Genomic DNA, 16,214 nt, shown 5'->3' on the forward strand with positions numbered 1-16,214 from the left:
CCTCCTTCTAAACAACCGAATCGGGTTAAATCGCCGATAACGATTTTCTTAAATGAATAATCTGTTGGGCGATTTCAAGTGCACGTGCATACTCATGCATCTTCTCCGCTTCCTTTGACTCATGCATCTTTTGATAAATTTCTTGCTCAATTCTATATTTTTGAAGCTGACGGATAGAGTCCATAACCTCTGCCTCTGCTTGATCTGGATCTCGCTCAACTAAAGCCGCTTCCATGACAATTTTTCGTAATTCAGCGTCATCCAAAATTTCCACAAAACGTTGATAATCAGGATGACCATACTCCTCATAAAATCCAACTAAGCGAACAAAAACTGCCATATAGGCATCTCGTACAAATGGCTCTTTTTGCTCACTACGTAATACCCTGTCCACTACATCTATATTATGAAGCATATGAGCCAGTAATAAACGTTCGGCACGTTCGGCTGCGTCCATAGGCTTTTGTTGTTGCGTGACTGGCATTGAAGGTATCTGTGTAGGCATTTCCACTTTAGCAGAACGTACCTGATTAGCCTCCAGTTTTCGGAATTGGGCATAAATGGCTTCTTCCGAGATGTTTGTTTCATTTGATAGCTGTCGTATATACAAATCTCGTTCAACTGGTGAAGATCTTCCCACTAGCTGCTCAAGAACTTCTTGAATATATTGAAGCGTATCATTTTCAAATTGAAAGTTCTTATTGCGTCTAGCATGCATCATCATAAAAGCAATATACGCATGAGGTTTTTCCAAAATTTGTTCCTTAAATGCTTGTCCACCTAAAGTGTGAATGTATTCATCAGGATCTAATTTTTCTGGCAACACGGCAATATCAACTTTCATTCGCTCTGTATGCAGTAGCTGCGCCGCTCGTTTCGCTGCATCAAATCCAGCATTATCACCATCATAGCAAATCGTAATTTGCTCTACTAAGCGCTTTAGCTTTGTGATATGCTGATTTGTTAACGAAGTACCCATTGTCGCAACAACATTCATGACACCTACAGAGTTGGCTGCTAAAACGTCCATAAATCCTTCCATCAATACTACTTGACGATTTTTTCTGATAGAAGTTCGTGCTTTATCTAGGTTATACAGCACTTCACTTTTTTGGAAAATTGGTGATTCTGGACTATTTAAATATTTTGCTTCCTCACCATTGGATGAAAGGATACGTCCTGAGAAGGCAATAATTTTACCATTCTCATCTCGAATAGGAAACATGATACGTCCTCTAAAACGATCAAAATAACGCTCTTCTCCCTCTCTTTTGATGATTAAGCCACTTTCGGCAATTTCTTGTAAGTTATAACCTTTTCTTTCAAGCAATATTGTTAATGCATCAAAGCTTGGGAGAGACCAACCAATGTTATTAGATTCGATAAGTTCCCTTGTAAATCCTCTTTCTAGCAAATAATTTAAAGGTTCTTCACCATCTTCTGTATTCAACAGTAAATGATGAAAAAAATCTGCTGCAAAAGCGTGTGCTTCTTTCATCCTTTCTTCCGCTTTAGATATCTTTTTCGTTCCTCCAGGGAAACTTGGCTCAACATCTAAGTGTATGCCAACACGTTCCCCAAGTTTCACAACTGCATCAGGAAAAGAAATGCCTTCAATATCCATTACAAAAGTAATGGCATTGCCCCCTGCACCACAACCAAAGCAATGAAAAATTTGCTTGTCTGTAGATACAGAAAAAGACGGTGTTTGCTCTCCATGAAATGGACAGAGACCAAACCAATTTCGCCCACGCTTAGTAAGCTGCATGTATTCACTAATAACATCAACGATATCTGATTGTGTGCGAATCTGCTCAATTACTTCTTCTGGAATCTTCCCTGCCAAATCCATCACCATCTTTAATATTTGCGTTCTAGAAACACAATTCGCTATTCGTTTTAAAATTCCTTTATTTCTCGACAAAAAATTAGGATTTTTCTCTTATAAATATTTTTACCACAATTTTATTATTATAAAACAAAAATTAGTTTTTATCTATACCATTTTCAAAATCCACTCAAAAAAACCGCCTCTGCTAACCGAGGTGGTTTAAAATTCTATCCTTATTTACAGGTCAAAATATGTTCGATAATCGTATTTGCTGTCTCTTCAACAGCTTTATTTGTCACATCGATAACTTTACAACCTATTCTACCGACAATTTTTTCAAAATGCTGAATCTCATCAAGAATTCTTTCATGCTGTGCATAGATAGCATCATCATTCAAGCCGAGAGACATTAATCTTTCTTTCCGAATTGAGTTTAACTTCTCAGGGGAAATAATCAATCCAAAGCATTTTTTAGGGTCTATCTGTAATAGCTCTTCTGGTGGTTCTACCTCTGGCACTAAAGGTACATTCGCCACTTTATATTTTTTATGGGCTAAATATTGTGATAGTGGTGTTTTAGAAGTTCGTGATACACCAACTAGTACAATATCAGCCTGTAATAATCCTCTTGGATCTCTACCATCATCATATTTTACCGCAAATTCAATCGCTTCAATTTTTTTGAAATAATCATCATCCAGCAGATGAACAATACCAGGCGTTTCTAATGGATTTTCTTCCATAAAAGCTGCCATTGATTGTAAGGCTGGCCCTAAAATATCAACAGCCTGAATTTTTTCTTGTTCACATAAATCATGTAATAATTTACGCATTTCTTGGCGAACAAGTGTATAAACAATAAACGCTCGCTGTTGCGAAGCAAGAAAAACAATTTTACGGATAAGCTCCTCTGATTGAATATGTGGAAATCGACGAATCACAGTATTTTCAAGACCCGGTCGGAACTGGCTAATAACCGCTTTTGCAACTTGATCACCAGTTTCACCGACAGAATCAGATACAACAAATACGCGTAGTCTTTTCATGCAGCTCTCCTTCATTTAGACATTTTGTGCAAGAGATAAGAAAGCCCGTGTAATCGTTGTTTTTGTAAGACGACCAACAATCGTTAAACCACCCTCTTGCGGTTCAACTACTGGTAGTGAATCAACCTCACGTTCAATAAGTTTGTTCGCTGCAACAATTAAAGAATCTGATCTTTCACAGTACGAAATATTTGGCATACGCGTCATAATAATATGTACTGGAATTTTATTTAAATCCTGCGTGCCAATACTTGTACGCAGTAAATCTTTGCGAGATAGTACGCCTGTCAAAAACTCATTCTTATCTACGACAAAGAGTGTACCAACATCTTCTGAAAACATAAAGCAAATTGCATCATAAACCGTCATTGTTTCAGGGACAACTACTGGCCCTGAATGAAAATCCTTCACTTTTAAATTGTGAATACTATCTATTAATGTAACAGATGCCTTCTTACCTGAATAAAAATAACCAACCCTTGGTCTTGCATCCAGAAATCCTGCCATTGTTAGGATTGCTAAATCCGGTCTTAGAGTTGCTCTTGTCAGATTGAGACGTTCGGCAATATGTTCCCCCGTAATAGGGCCATTTTCTTTCACAATTTGTAATATGTCTTCCTGACGTTTATTGAGTTCGATTGGACTCACCGCCTCAAATCTAATAGTGTTATACTTATGCTCAATTATTATATACTATTTTAATAATTATTGCGAATTAAAGAACTACATGCTACAATATTGACACATACGCTTGCTCTATCTGTATTTTCGAGCAAATTGCGTTATACAGGCGATGATGGGAAAAAAGTATCTGTTCCATTCTATAGCGAGTAGAAGATGGTGAAAGTCTACACAGCAACAGAGAAAAGGCACTCCCTGAGCTAACTTTTTGAAAAGAGGTTTTAAACTACTCGTTTAAAACAATCAGGGTGGAACCGCGGGTATTAGCACTCGTCCCTGGGCATACAATGTGCCCGGAGACGGGTGCTATTTTCATTTAGTTGCAACTGAATGAAAAAACTACGGCGTTTTTACCGCTAAAACAACGTATTAAAAATTTAAAGGAGGCTATTTTATGGCTAACAAATCAATGGAAACCATCGTATCTTTAGCGAAGCATCGAGGCTTTGTCTTCCCTGGTTCTGAAATCTACGGAGGTTTAGCAAACACGTGGGATTATGGTCCACTAGGTGTCGAATTAAAAAATAATATTAAAAAAGCATGGTGGCAAAAGTTTGTTCAGGAATCTGAATACAATGTAGGTATTGATGCTGCTATTTTGATGAATCCAAAAGCTTGGGTTGCTTCTGGTCACGTAGGAAACTTCAATGACCCAATGATCGACTGTAAATCATGTAAGGCCCGCCACCGTGCAGATAAAATTATCGAAGACGCTGCATTAGCGAAAGGCGATGAAATCATTGTTGATGGTATGACATTCGACCAAATGAAAGAAACAATGATTAAATATGACGTAGTATGCCCTGATTGCGGAAAGGCTGATTTCACAGATATTCGCCAATTCAACCTCATGTTTAAAACATTCCAAGGTGTAACGGAATCCTCTACAAATGAAATTTATTTACGCCCAGAAACGGCACAAGGTATTTTCGTGAACTTTAAAAACGTTCAACGTTCTATGCGTAAACGTACACCATTTGGTATCGCACAAATCGGTAAATCTTTCCGTAACGAAATTACACCGGGTAACTTCACATTCCGTACACGTGAATTCGAACAAATGGAGCTTGAATTCTTCTGTAAACCTGGTGAAGACCTTGAATGGCATGCATATTGGAAAGAATTCTGTAAAAATTGGTTACTAAACCTAGGCATGAAAGAAGATTCGATGCGCCTTCGTGACCATGAGGATGATGAGCTATCTCACTACTCTAACGCTACAACAGATATCGAATTCAAATTCCCATTTGGCTGGGGAGAGCTTTGGGGTGTAGCAGATCGTACAGATTACGACTTAAAACAACATATGGAGCACTCTGGTGAAGATTTCACTTACATTGATCCTGTATCAAATGAACGTTATGTTCCTTATTGTATTGAACCATCATTAGGCGCTGATCGTGTAACATTAGCTTTCCTGTGTGATGCCTATGATGAAGAGGAACTAGAAGGTGATGATAAACGTACGGTTTTACGTTTCCACCCTGCTCTGGCTCCATTTAAAGCTGCTGTGCTACCACTTTCTAAAAAATTATCTGATGAAGCTACAGATGTTTGGGCTGAACTGCGTAAAGCCTTCCCTGTTGATTTTGATGAATCACAATCAATTGGTAAACGTTACCGTCGTCAAGATGAAATTGGTACACCATTCTGTATCACATATGATTTTGATTCAAAAGAGGATGGCCAAGTAACAGTACGTCATCGTGACTCTATGACACAAGTTCGTATGCCTATTGCTGAAGTAAAAGCATATATTGAAAAACACCTACAATTCTAATCACTTAAAAAAGAGGGGGTAGCCAGCAGGCAACTCCCTCTTTCTTATGCTTTAAATGTTGAAAATAAGCGCTCTTGCATTTTTTCCTCGAATGAAAACTTTTTCATGCTCAAACCTATTAAGCTTACTAATAGCTCCTCAATATCCGCTAGTGAGTAATAAAGGAATGTACCTTCTCGCATTGGACGAACCCGTTTGTCAAAAGTTAGTTCATCTTCAATAAAGTAAGCGACATTAACGTCACAATGTTCCATCAATTGTGTAATACGTTGATCATCACCTGGGTTTATAAAGAATGGCACAATTTTATCAATATACAAAATACTTTGAACAAGCTTAATGAAGAAATTTTCACGCAACGATGTCTCCACAACTAATATGGTCGTTTGCTCATGTTGATAATCCATATATAAAACGTTTAATTGCTCCTCTAGGAGCGTTTTTAAAATACCAATAGAATTGCGATACTTTGTCATATCCGTTTGGATTTCCCTTGTTAGTAAACGTAAAATACGAAAGGCTGGCAGAAAAATTTTTAAGACAATTTCTTTAGGATGTAAATGGTCAATTAATTTATTAAAATGAATTCTCAGATTATTTTCGTCACAGCGGATTAATTGCTCTACAAATAAGTTGAAAATCTCTTCAAAGCTATTAGCTCGATAGTCGATCATTTTCGTAATTCTCACACTATAGTTCAAAGGAAGATTCATTGATTTTTGCTCATCTAACAATCTTACTTTTGGTAATGTTGGAAATAAATCATAAACAAGTTCTACTTGTGCACTGCGATTATCGGATAACATAACAACAGAGTTTACTGGGTAAATCCCTAAACATTCAACAAATTTATGCATAAAGCTCTCATTATATAAATGTCGATCTCTGTATAAGACAGCTAAAGCATCTGTAGCACCATAGCCAACATGATAGACTCTCTTGGATGTCATCGCTGAATATACATCAACAATTTGTAATAATTGTACACCCTCACTCATATCATCCGCACAAAGTTGATTTGGATAGCCCTTTCCCGCAAAGCGTTCATGATGATCTCTTGCCAAATAGGCAATGTCTTCCTCGTTATGTTCCATGAGTAGCTCGTAGCCTTTTGTTGTGTGCGTCTTTACAATATCGAACTCATCTTCAGAGAGTTTACGTTTCAGATTTAATATTTCTTGGGGTATAAAAACCTTCCCGATATCATGGAACAGGTAGCCCCTAGCTAATGTTTCAATATCTGTTAAACCTAGGTATCTAGCAAAAATTGTACCTAATACAAACACATCAAATGAATGGACAAATGAATACTCGTCCCATTCCTTTAAACGCATAAGTAGCTCATAGCGATGTTTTTTTTCCAAAATCTTTTCAAAAACACCTCTTACATAAGCCGTATCCTGTATGCTTTTAAGAATTTGTCCATAGCGTAATTCGTGCACGACATTCTCCAACGTTGTCATAAAAAGCTGACTAACTGTCTCTTTATAATCATCCACAGGATCTCTTTTTTCAATTAATGGGGCAAATAGATCTTCATATTCTCTTGTTCGTTGAGCACTTAAATCATGGACAACTCGAACTGAATCAGATGGCAAATAGACAGATAATTCATCTACTTTACGAAGTTTAAGTAAGGCAATAATTCGCTCCGTTAAAACTAAATCCTTTTTAGCCAATAAACGATACTCTGAAAAAATATCTTCTGCTAATATATCATTTGCTTCAACTTCATGAATACTTAAGGTTACTTTTCGTAGCATATATTTTGCCACATACGCAATGTACTAAGCACTATGTGACTCCCTCCTTCTTCCATAGGACTGCGCTATTCTGATAAACGTATAACAATACGTTTTGCTGATAGAGGCTTTTATATTTCATAGGCATGTCTAAAGTGATCTAGCGTACATCAGTTTCGATGGAGATTAAACGACTTAATTATATTTAAAAAATATAATTACCATTATCTATACCATTTACAATATCATAGGTTAAAATGCCTTTTCAACTAGTATATGGGTCTCGAATGAACAGTTTCTACCACTTATATAATGAAAACTAAACAAAAATACAAATCTTTTTACCTATTAAAATACTTATAAATATATAGATAAATAAAAATATAGATAAATAAGACTTCATATTATTCATTTAAAGACGGAAAAATAACAAATAAAATTAAATTTACGCAATAATTTTATTTTGTAAAAATTGAAATTTATTCATTAAAAAGAAAGGTAATCTAGTTGCATCCTCCTATAAAATCAAAGGTATTTCTTTTTATTTAAAAGATAAAATGAAGCGAGTTCTGTGCTATGCAAGTTAATTAGTTTTAGCTCCCCCTTTTTAGGCATCACCGATTACCAAACACGTCATGATATGGATGAAATTCCCTCTATTCGCTGTTCCATCTTTTTGGTATAAATAAGTTATTATAGTTAGTATTAGCTGTTAAATAATGATTATTTAATAAGCTATAGACTCATCACCTTTTAACATTCATTCGTCCGGAAGTTTGAACTGATACATAGGAAGGTCTGACCAGAAACATATATACTATAAAATTTTCTATTGTACTTTTTGGAGGAATTTAATTGCAGTCTCAACGTTTATTTCAACTAGCTATGGCTTCTGCTTTAGCAACAAGTGCGATTATTATCGCACCACCCGCACATGCAGCATCATTTTTTCCTGATATCAACCCAACCAATGAGGAAGGTAAGGCTATTATTCAATTAGCAGAGCGTGGCATCATTTCAGGCTATACGGATGGGACATTTAAACCTGCCAACCCTATTACACGTACACAGGCTGCGAAGATTTTAGCAGGTATTTTAAAGTTAGATACAGTTCACGTAAAAAATCCACAATTCAAAGACATCAAACCTAGTGATGAAAACTACGGAGCCATTGCAGCATTAGCAAATGCTGGTATTATTAATGGCGCAAATGGTTATTTCTACCCTACTCAAAATATAACGCGCGAGCAAATGTCTAAAATGATTGCAAAAGGCTTTGGCTTAACAAGTCCGAGTAATACCCAATTACCGTTTACAGATGTTAAAAAGGGGAACGAATTTGAGCCTCATATTAAAGCATTGTTTGAAAATGGGATTACCAAAGGAACATCTGCAACGACTTTCGGCCCAAAAAGCAATGTAAAGCGCTCTCAGCTGGCTGCTTTTGTTGTACGAGCTGAAAAGTTGCTAGGTAATGCAACCGTCTATGCAAGTCAATTTAAACAGGACTATATTTTTGCTTCTTATGGTGGTCTTGAGCCAGCAGAGGATATTTTCACATGGAATGAAGAGGAAGATATGACAGAGTCTATCACGATTACCCCTATAAAAGAAGGTACGGGTAAATTAGTGATTACTGGATTGACTGATGATTCAGAGGACTTTATTGACATTTTTTATTTAGTACATGTCAAAAATGTAAATGGTAAGCTGAAGGTAACACTTGAAGAAGTAAAAGAAGATGATTATATCGAAAATTTACCACTCGATTTGTCTGAGAGCAAATTACCATTCATACCAACAGAGGTGACGGTTCAAAACGCGAATGGACAGCCACTCGCTTCAAATTTCTATAACTTTAATCAACAAGATCAAACACTGTCCATCTCGCAAAATGGACAATACATTGTTACATTTTCAGATGGGACGCAACAACAAAAGATGGCCGCAGATGTGTATTCCTATGATTTTGTTCGCAGCATTGATTTATATCATTTGACAGATGAATTAATACTGACAGCGCAAGAATTACCTTTCGAACCAACACATGTAGCACTCGAAAGCTTTGGTTTTGAGCCAGTGCCTGTAAAAGCGACGATTCTTAACGGACAACTACATCTTACGCCAAAAGCTGAAGGTCTAGCGATTCTCCATTTAACAGGTAAAAACAATGAAACAGCATACCTTTATATTGAAAGTAAAAAAATTGCTGGACAGTGGGCCTTTTTAGTGACAGAGGATGAGGATGAATTTTAAATAACGTGAAATGCCAGATGAATATTAAGATTCATCTGGCATTTTGTCTTTCGAGCGTATTTGCAGTTCAGGGGTACGTTCTAGTTGCTCTATAAATTTTCTCGTCTTAAACCGAATACCGGTTTGTTCTTCATAGATGGTTGTTATAATTTTTTTAATGAAATATTTTGTTTCTTTTTTTAGTTCTATTTTTCCAATTTGGTCGATAGGAACAGTGTAGAACATCCTGATAAGTTTCAGCTGTGTTGGCGTTAAGCGAATGATATAGGGGTCATGCTGATAACAGCGATGGCATAAGAATCCTCCTTGAGCAAAGGAAAAAGCGAATTCCCCATCTACTGCGCCACACGCAGCACAGGCATGTAAAATAGGTTGTACACCTGTATAGGGCAACATTTTCCATTCAACAAATAACGTAATAGCTTCAGGATCATAGCCATCCTCAATTGCTTGTAGTGCATGTAGTAAAACATCGAACGCAAATGGCTCTGGCTTTCCTTCTTCCACAACTCGCTCCACTAATTCCATAATATAGCTAGCATAAGCAGTAGCCATAATATCCTCACGAATATGGCGCATTGAATTTAAATGTTCTCCCTGTTGCAAAGTTCCCATGCCTGTATGATGTTGTACCATAAACATCCCATAGGTAAAGGGTTGCGTGATGGAAGCCAATCTACTAGAAGGTTTTTTTGCCCCTCTAGCCATCGTAGCCACTTTACCAGCTTCCCGGGTTAGCAAAATAACAATCTTATTAGATTCCCCATAAGCGCGAACCTTTAATACAATCCCCTCCCATTTATGAAGCATAATCCCCCTCCTTTCTTAAAAGAACTATCCATGCAAAGAGAGCTGCCCAAAATAATTTTGGACAGCTCAAAAATAAAAATGATCAAATACTTCTAGATCCTTTTGTGCCTACAAGAAGAAGTTAACCTAAAACCGTCACGTCAAAATTTGGCGTCTATTCCTGATTCAACGGGCAATGTTCGCCAACGTTACAATTCATTGGCTAAGCCAGTAAAAACTTAATATTCATCGTCACGGAATCCAAAATCACGTAAATGTGTAGCTTTATTACGCCAATCTTTTTGCACCTTTACCCATAGCTCTAAATAAACTTTAGACCCTAGAAGCATTTCGATATCCTTTCGCGCACGTGTCCCTACTTCTTTTAGCAAGGCTCCACGTTTTCCAATAACTATCCCTTTTTGAGAATCACGCTCCACAATAATTGTAGCCGCTACATGAATTTTATCCTCATTTTCTTCATCACGACGAATTTTATCAATTACCACCGCGATAGAATGGGGAATTTCTTCACGCGTTAAATGTAGGACTTTTTCACGAATAAGTTCAGATATAATAAATCGTTCAGGATGATCTGTCACTTGATCGGCTGGGTAATACTGAGGTCCTTCTGGTAAATACTTCGCCAATGTCACTAATAAATTTTCAACATTATTGCCTTGTAGCGCAGAAATCGGTACAATCTCCGCAAAGTCATAGCGCTCTTTATAGCTCTCAATAATTCCCATTAGTTCATCTGGATGAATGGCATCAATTTTATTGATGACCAAAAAGACAGGTGTTGGGTTTCCTGCTAGCATTTCTAGAATAAATTCATCACCTTTACCGAGTTTTTGCTCAGCATTAACCATAAACATAATAACGTCTACTTCACGCAATGTGTTTTTAGAAACCTTCAGCATGAAATCGCCTAGTTTATGTTTTGGCTTGTGAATACCTGGTGTATCAATAAAAATCATTTGGCTATCATCTGTTGTTAGTACGCCTTGTACTTTATTTCGTGTTGTTTGTGGCTTATCACTCATGATCGCAATTTTTTGGCCAATGACACGATTTAAAAATGTCGATTTGCCAACGTTTGGACGACCAATGATGGAGATAAAGCCTGATTTATAGCCATTTTTAGTTTCCTGCATTCTCTAAATCCTCCGTCGTAAATGCAAACGGTAGTAATTCGCCCACTGACGTTACCGTCACATCACCTTTTAAGTTCGTTAAATAAACAGGCATAGTTGGAGCACAAAACTCCATCATGACCTGGCGACATGCTCCACATGGGGCGCATGGTCCGTCCGTATCAGCTACAATGGCAATGGCCTCGAATTCGTAAATCCCCTCCGATACTGCCTTAAAAAACGCTGTACGTTCAGCACAATTTGTCATACTATAGCCTGCATTTTCAATATTACAACCGTGAATAACCTCTCCATCTTTTGTTAGTAGAGCTGCCCCTACTTTAAATTTTGAATAAGGAACATAGGCTTTTTCACGTGCCTTTTTTGATTCTTCTAATAATGCATGCATATCCATTGTCATCTATACTAATTCTCCCTCACATTTATGGTTTATTTTCAATTAGAAGACACTCATTTCCATTAAAACCATTTTGGCAGAAAGATGAGTAATCCGATTATAGCACTGAATAGCGCAAATACAAGCACTGCACCTGCTGCAATATCTTTTGCTTGCTTAGCAAGCGGATGTATCTCTGGGGAAGCTAAATCGACTACCCGTTCGATAGCTGTATTCATCATTTCCAGCGCAAACATTAGTGCTATTAATAGTAGCACAATATACCACTCCATACGAGATAAACCTGTCAAATAACTAGCCAGTATAACAATGATTGCACTTACTATATGTGATTTGAAATTTTGTTCTTTACTTGCAGTTATGATGCCTTCAAAAGCATAGCCAAAAGATCGCAAGTATTTTCGCAAATTCATCTAATCTCTACCTAAGCCATAAGTTTGGAGAATCTCATCTTGCTTTGCAAACATCACTTTCTCTTCTTCTGGCTCCATATGGTCATAACCAAGTAAATGTAAAAAACCATGTACAGCTAAAAAGCCTAATTCTCGCTCAAAGGAATGATTATATTCCTCTGCCTGCTCTTTTGCACGATCAGTCGAAATAATGATATCACCTAATACACGTGGCATACCTTCAAAAGTAACTTCCATTTCCCCTTCCCCTAGCTCCTCTAGTGCAAAGGAAATAACATCTGTGGGCTGATCTTTGCCACGATATTCACGATTAATATCTTGAATTGCCTTGTTCGTAACAAACGTCACCGAAACCTCTGTTTCTGGCTCAATATTTTCTACACTTGCAGCATGCTGTAATAGCTTTTCAACAAGTTCGATATGCTGTGCTCCCACTTCATTTGTTTCATCCGTAAAATCAATTGTTAAAATCATAGATCCTCCTACTTATCTGCCTTTGGATATTCAATACGTGAATGGAATATCCCATTCAACGTTTCACAAAGTACTCTCTCTATACATTTTAACTCTTTTATTGAAATATCGCATTCATCAAACTGATTATCTTGGACGCGATCATCGATAATCGCTCGTACTAGCTTCTGAATTTTCTCTGCATTTGGCTCTTTCATAGAACGTACTGCTGCCTCGACACTATCCGCAACACTTATAACAGCTGCTTCTTTTGTTTGTGGTTTGGGCCCTGGGTATCGGAACTTTGCCTCATCAATATTTTTTCCTTCTTCCTTTGCTTTAAACAAGAAGAATTTTAACAAACTTGTGCCATGATGCTGTAAAGCGATATCAATAATCTCTTGAGGCATTTTATAACGTTTTAACATATTGGCACCATCTGTCGTATGGGCGATAATAATCTCTGCACTTGTTTCAGGTGGTAACGAATCATGCGGATTGATGCCCGACATCTGATTTTCGATGAAAAAGGAAGGTCGTTTGGTTTTACCAATATCATGATAATAACAACCTACACGTGCTAATAAACCGTCGGCACCAATCTCTTCACACGCAGCTTCCGCTAAGTTCGCTACCATCACACTATGATGATATGTCCCTGGAGTTTCCATTAATAATTTTTTTAATAATGGATGGTTGGGATTGGATAGCTCAATTAAGCGTAAAGACGAAAGCAAACTAAACGCCGATTCAAAGAATGGTAAAAGTCCCATCGTTAATGCCCCTGAAAGCAAGGCTGATAACATCGCTGCTATTAAGTAAAATGCTAATTCTGGTAAGCCATAGGATGATTGTGTCATTAACAAATAAAATGCGATAAATGCCATGTTTACAAGGGAAATCACACCAACCGCATGTAAAATATGTGAGCGTTTTTCCACACTACGCAAAAAGAATAGGCTTGCAAACCCTCCGAATATGATATACAGCGTAATTTCCATTTGCATAACTGAGGAATAGCCTTCTTGAAAAATTACCCCTGCTGAAGCAGCCGTCATAACTGTAATTAATACGGCTGCTCGCTCATCTGCTAGCAATCGTACAAGCATCGTCGCTAGTGCTGTCGGGAATAAAAAGGCAATCGTCACATCAAAGCCACTAGAAACTAAGCTAATAAATTTCATTAGCAAAATAGACAAGCTATAAACAATCACTGTGACTAACAGTGCATTACGTTTTTTTCGTTCGTTCGTCTCCCAACGCTCAAATAAAATATACATAAACATCATTTGTAGTAGCGTTAAAATAATAAGCCCTGCTATCGGCTTAAAGGAGGCTTTATTACTAACCATCCCTAATAGCTCTAATTGTCTAAAAGCCTCATTGTCAATAATTTGGCCTTCTTGAACAATAATCTGACCTTGTAAAATTCGTGTCGGCTCTACACTTTCTTTGGCCTGCTGTTTTCGAATCTTTGTTTGTTCTTCGTTAATTGTTTCATTTTCAATAATGCTTGTACGTCCTATTAACACGACTGTATTGAATATTTTATCAGGATATCCTCGTTGTCCACGAATCTTTGTTTCAAAATCATTTTGTGCAACAAAGACGTTCTCTGGTCGGATGGATTTTTGTAAATATTCCTCTACAAATTTAGATAATTGCGTACTTGTTCTAGTTAAATCATCTTCACTTTGTACTAATAGACCTTCCAGCTGAGAATCTGTAAAAATTAACGGCATCTGGTCTTCGTCAATGGATTCAAATTTTTTTCGAAGCTGTGTAACCTGGTCTGCAATAGGAATAGGTTCCTTACTATTTGCAACATCTTTTTTCACTTCCAAAACATAATCAAATAATGATGTTACAATCGCTGCTCTTTGCTTGGCGACATCCTCCGAAAATTGATAGACTGAATCCACTGCATTGGCAGCTTTTTCTCGCTCTAGCTGTGTTTTATAAGTGTCTTCAATCGTTTTAGTAGATCGTACGGTTTCAGGCGCAAGCTGTAATGGTTTGAAATCATATGTAACTCCTTTAACATTGCCATACATGAACCCAAATTGTAGGCCACCTGTTAAAATGAGAATGATGATAAGAAAGTAGCGAAAACCGATAAGCTCTGTAAATTTTCGAAGTTGTTTCTCCATCTGGCACCTCCTCTATCTACCTACTATCATACCAATTCAACATACATTTTTCTCGAAAAATGTATAAGAAAGCAAAAAACAGCTATGCATCTTCGCATAGCTGTCACATTTTTTTCCATATTTTGATTAAATTCGTGGTTTAGGTTTTAACTATATGGATGTTTTAAACCTCGTTCCCCCTGTCGCTTCGCTTTCGGGGCAGACTTTAGAACCTGTTGCCCCTGTCGCTTCGCTTTCGGGGCAGACTTTAAACCTCGTTACCCCTGTCGCTTCGCTTTCGGGGCAGACTTTAAACCTCGTTGCCCCTGTCGCTTCGCTTTCGGGGCAGACTTTAAACCTCGTTGCCCCTGTCGCTTCGCTTTCGGGGCAGACTTTAAACCTCGTTGCCCCTGTCGCTTCGCTTTCGGGGCAGACTTTAAACCTCGTTGCCCCTGTCGCTTCGCTTTCGGGGCAGACTTTAAACCTCGTTGCCCCTGTCGCTTCGCTTTCGGGGCAGACTTTAAACCTCGTTGCCCCTGTCGCTTCGCTTTCGGGGCAGACTTTAGAATTGCTACGCAATTCTAAAGTTGCTGTTCTTCGTAGGCTTGAATGATTTTGGCTACGATTGGGTGACGTACGACATCGCCTTGTTCTAGTACTTGGAAATGAATAGATTTAACATATTTTAATGTACGTTCTGCTACAATCAAGCCAGATTCTGTATTTTTGGGTAAGTCGATTTGCGTTTTATCACCTGTGATGACCATTTTAGAGCCGAAGCCTAGACGAGTTAGGAACATTTTCATTTGTTGATGTGTTGTATTTTGTGCTTCATCTAAAATAACAAAGGCATCATCTAATGTACGGCCACGCATATAGGCTAAAGGGGCGATTTCAATCGTTCCTCGTTCAATTAGCCGCTGTGTTTGTTCTGAGCCGTAGATGTCGTTTAAAGCGTCATAGAGAGGTCGAAGATATGGATCAACCTTTTCCTTTAAATCTCCTGGAAGAAAGCCTAGAGACTCTCCAGCTTCAACAGCAGGGCGAGTTAAAATAATTCTCTTAACATGACCGTTCTTAAGTGCCTGTGTTGCCATGACTACCGCTAAATACGTTTTCCCAGTACCGGCTGGACCAATACCGAAAACAACGTCTTTATGACGGATTGCTTGTATGTATTCTCGTTGACCAATTGTTTTTGCACGAATTGACTTACCTTTCGTCGTGCGTGCTATTTCTTCATCATATAGTTCTGCAAAATACTCGATTGTTCCTTTTTGTGTCATTTCAATAGCTGTTGTGACATCACGTTGATCAATATTAATTCCTTTGCGAATGACCTTCAATAAAGCATGCAGAAGAAATGTTGCCTGTTCCTTAGCATTTTCTTCACCCGCAAGTTGAATTTGTTCACCACGCGTAATGATATGAACATTAAGTGCTTCTTCAACTAATTTCATATTTGCATCGGAAATACCTAGTAGCATAACCGCTTCATTTGGATTATCCACCTGTAATACAGTTAACTGTTCTGACATAA

The 16,214-nt window shown here is 37.7% G+C and carries 13 protein-coding genes; 2 read left to right on the plus strand and 11 right to left on the minus strand.

The window, feature by feature from the left end; genetic code table 11:
- Positions 1-25 precede the first annotated feature (25 nt).
- From dnaG to NYE73_RS16595, 3 genes are all read right to left on the minus strand, one after another.
- Positions 26-1,858, minus strand: a complete 1,833-nt coding sequence (dnaG, locus tag NYE73_RS16585) for a DNA primase (protein ID WP_081011013.1) — start codon at positions 1,856-1,858, stop codon at positions 26-28.
- Between the two features lie 206 nt (positions 1,859-2,064).
- On the minus strand, positions 2,065-2,877 hold the full coding sequence (locus NYE73_RS16590; RefSeq protein WP_066036445.1) for a pyruvate, water dikinase regulatory protein: 813 nt from the start codon (positions 2,875-2,877) through the stop codon (positions 2,065-2,067).
- Positions 2,878-2,892: 15 nt separating this feature from the next.
- Positions 2,893-3,525, minus strand: coding sequence for a helix-turn-helix transcriptional regulator (locus NYE73_RS16595; RefSeq protein WP_004227151.1), 633 nt, complete (start codon positions 3,523-3,525; stop codon positions 2,893-2,895).
- Between the two features lie 427 nt (positions 3,526-3,952).
- Here NYE73_RS16595 and NYE73_RS16600 point away from each other — a divergent pair, with 427 nt between their 5' ends.
- Positions 3,953-5,338 carry a glycine--tRNA ligase gene (locus NYE73_RS16600; protein ID WP_004227145.1) on the plus strand — a complete coding sequence of 462 codons (1,386 nt, stop codon included), beginning with the start codon at positions 3,953-3,955 and terminating at the stop codon, positions 5,336-5,338.
- Positions 5,339-5,382: 44 nt separating this feature from the next.
- Here NYE73_RS16600 and NYE73_RS16605 read toward each other — a convergent pair whose 3' ends face one another.
- Positions 5,383-7,113 carry an HD-GYP domain-containing protein gene (locus tag NYE73_RS16605; protein WP_259956351.1) on the minus strand — a complete coding sequence of 577 codons (1,731 nt, stop codon included), beginning with the start codon at positions 7,111-7,113 and terminating at the stop codon, positions 5,383-5,385.
- Positions 7,114-7,935: 822 nt separating this feature from the next.
- On the opposite strand from NYE73_RS16605, the gene NYE73_RS16610 reads away from it, so the two are divergent.
- A complete protein-coding gene (locus tag NYE73_RS16610) occupies positions 7,936-9,336 on the plus strand; it encodes an S-layer homology domain-containing protein (RefSeq protein ID WP_259948101.1) in 1,401 nt (466 codons plus the stop codon).
- 24 nt (positions 9,337-9,360) lie between these two features.
- Here the strand turns inward: NYE73_RS16610 and recO are convergent, their stop codons facing one another.
- The 7 genes from recO to NYE73_RS16645 form a co-directional block, all read right to left on the minus strand.
- Positions 9,361-10,146: a DNA repair protein RecO gene (gene recO / locus NYE73_RS16615; protein WP_048392194.1), complete on the minus strand. Its 786-nt coding sequence runs from the start codon at positions 10,144-10,146 to the stop codon at positions 9,361-9,363.
- Between the two features lie 218 nt (positions 10,147-10,364).
- Positions 10,365-11,282 (minus strand): GTPase Era, encoded by a 918-nt coding sequence (era, locus tag NYE73_RS16620; protein WP_004227129.1) that lies wholly within the window; start codon positions 11,280-11,282, stop codon positions 10,365-10,367.
- Positions 11,269-11,682 (minus strand): cytidine deaminase, encoded by a 414-nt coding sequence (locus NYE73_RS16625; protein ID WP_081011012.1) that lies wholly within the window; start codon positions 11,680-11,682, stop codon positions 11,269-11,271. The genes era and NYE73_RS16625 overlap by 14 nt, the downstream gene beginning before the upstream one ends.
- Before the next feature lie 59 nt (positions 11,683-11,741).
- On the minus strand, positions 11,742-12,092 hold the full coding sequence (locus NYE73_RS16630) for a diacylglycerol kinase family protein (RefSeq protein WP_131520557.1): 351 nt from the start codon (positions 12,090-12,092) through the stop codon (positions 11,742-11,744).
- Positions 12,093-12,566, minus strand: a complete 474-nt coding sequence (gene ybeY / locus NYE73_RS16635; RefSeq protein WP_054550100.1) for an rRNA maturation RNase YbeY — start codon at positions 12,564-12,566, stop codon at positions 12,093-12,095.
- A gap of 8 nt (positions 12,567-12,574) precedes the next feature.
- Positions 12,575-14,695, minus strand: a complete 2,121-nt coding sequence (locus NYE73_RS16640) for an HD family phosphohydrolase (RefSeq protein WP_004227107.1) — start codon at positions 14,693-14,695, stop codon at positions 12,575-12,577.
- A 560-nt stretch (positions 14,696-15,255) separates the two neighbouring features.
- A complete protein-coding gene (locus NYE73_RS16645) occupies positions 15,256-16,212 on the minus strand; it encodes a PhoH family protein (protein WP_016994096.1) in 957 nt (318 codons plus the stop codon).
- Positions 16,213-16,214 lie beyond the last annotated feature (2 nt).

The sequence above is a fragment of the Lysinibacillus sp. FSL K6-0102 genome, assembly GCF_038003545.1.
GTDB classification, from domain to species: Bacteria; Bacillota; Bacilli; order Bacillales_A; family Planococcaceae; genus Lysinibacillus; species Lysinibacillus capsici.